We start from the raw sequence: 1965 nt of genomic DNA on the forward strand, positions 1-1965 counted from the left end.
GCTAGTACCATATCAGTAATCGCTCTTGCTATACGACCATTGCCATCATCGAAAGGATGTATGGTCACAAACCATAAATGGGCAATGGCAGCTCTGATGACAGCATCCGTATTATCTGATTTATTAAACCATTTCACAAATGCCCTCATTTCCTTTGAAAGTATATCAGCATCAGGCGCCTGATAATGTACCCGCTCACGGCCTATATGACCTGATACGACCTGCATAGGGGCACTTTTGGGATTATTCCGCCATGCACCACCTTTAATTTTTCGTGTACCACTTTGATCTGCCGGGAAAAGTGACGCGTGCCAGCTGAAAAGTCGTTCTTCTGTAAGTGCCTCTTCATGATGTTGCGTAGCATCCAGCATCATTTCTACTATTCCTTCCACATCTCTATCAGCTGGCACCAACCCCGGCGCATCAATTCCAAGATGTTTGGCAATAGATGACCGCACCTGGTCGGTATTCAGCAATTCTCCTTCAATTTCACTGGATTTCAATACATCGAGTGTGAGTGTTTCAAGTGAAGCCTCCGTTTGCAAATCAAATCCAAGTCCTTCCATATACCCAAGTAACCGTCCCTGACGATGACGCACACCTGTCAGTAACTGCATTAGCTTTTCCTGATTCCATTTAAAATCTGGCCATTGCTCTAATTGATGTATATAACCATTCATTCACCGCACTTTTTGCGGTGAATATACTTTTTATTCGCCGCATACTGGAATTATTCACCGCATATTTTGCGGCGAATAGCAAAATTATTCACCGCATATTATTAAAATAACTATCTAAACATATAATTATCAATCAATTATAATAAATTCGATAAAATACGCGTTTTATTTACATTGCTTCTATCCCGAGCGAGCCTCCAAGTCCGCTATGGTAATACATTTAGCTGAAGACACCCCTCTCTGATAGTATCATATGATACTATCATCTCTGCCACAAAAACTAATACATTCCGCTGCTTCCCTTTTCCATGCGATGTTTCCATAGGCAGTCTCCAACAACGCCTCCAGCAAAAAAAAGTTAAAAAATCTCCATTACCGCAGTTTTCTGTAAATTAACATATGCGCGCACTAACCCTCTACATCCTTTGCATCCTCTTCTCCACTACCACCGTGGCCCAAACAGTCACGCCGGAAATCATCGGCCACCTCGATAAAATCAAGGAAGCCTCCGGCATCGCCTCCAGCGTGCCATTAAAGGGCTGCTACTGGACGCACAACGACAGTGGCAATAAACCGGAAGTGTTCCTCCTCAACAACAAAGGCGAGCTCGTTTCCACCCTTAAACTGGATGGTGTGAGTAATCGTGACTGGGAAGATATTGCCGAAGGCATTGGACCCGTAAAAGGAAAGTTCTATGTATATGTAGGCGATATTGGTGATAATGCCGGCATCCGGACACATATCCGGATCTACCGTTTTCCGGAACCGGAAAAAATGCCCGGCGAGCACGAAACGATTACGCCCGATGTACTCACCCTCAAATTCCCTAACGAAGCACGCGATGCAGAATCGCTGATGATTGACCCTATCAGTAAACAAATTTATATTATCAGCAAAAGAGAAAAACAAGTCAGCTTGTATAAAACCAAACAGCTTTTTTTCAAAGATGGTGACAAAGTTGTGTTAGAAAAACTCATCAAATTACCTTACTCCTGGATAACTTCCGGAGACATCTCTAAAGACGGTCACCATATTGTTATTAAAACCTTAACCACCGTTTACTACTGGCACCGCAACAGCAATGAAAGTGTGGAAGAGGCCATGGCAAAACCCGCCAAAGAACTACCCTATGTGGTAGAAAAACAGGGAGAAGGTATTACCATTACCCCCAATAATGATGGCTATGTCACTATCAGTGAAGGCAAAAATGCGCCTATCTATTTTTACAAATGGAAATTTTAACAGCTTTTAGCCATTAGCTTTTAGCTTTTAGTAAATGCAGCGA

2 protein-coding genes are annotated in these 1965 nt (G+C 42.7%); one reads left to right on the plus strand and one right to left on the minus strand.

Features of this window, described 5'->3' with window-relative positions:
- On the minus strand, window positions 1-680 hold a 680-nt coding region (locus VIP81_RS31310; protein WP_331971389.1), incomplete at its 3' end, for a Fic family protein.
- Between the two features lie 399 nt (window positions 681-1079).
- On the opposite strand from VIP81_RS31310, the gene VIP81_RS31315 reads away from it, so the two are divergent.
- Window positions 1080-1922, plus strand: a complete 843-nt coding sequence (locus VIP81_RS31315; protein ID WP_331971392.1) for a hypothetical protein — start codon at window positions 1080-1082, stop codon at window positions 1920-1922.
- Window positions 1923-1965 lie beyond the last annotated feature (43 nt).

The sequence above is a fragment of the Chitinophaga sp. genome, from assembly GCF_036566945.1.
GTDB lineage: Bacteria > Bacteroidota > Bacteroidia > Chitinophagales > Chitinophagaceae > Chitinophaga.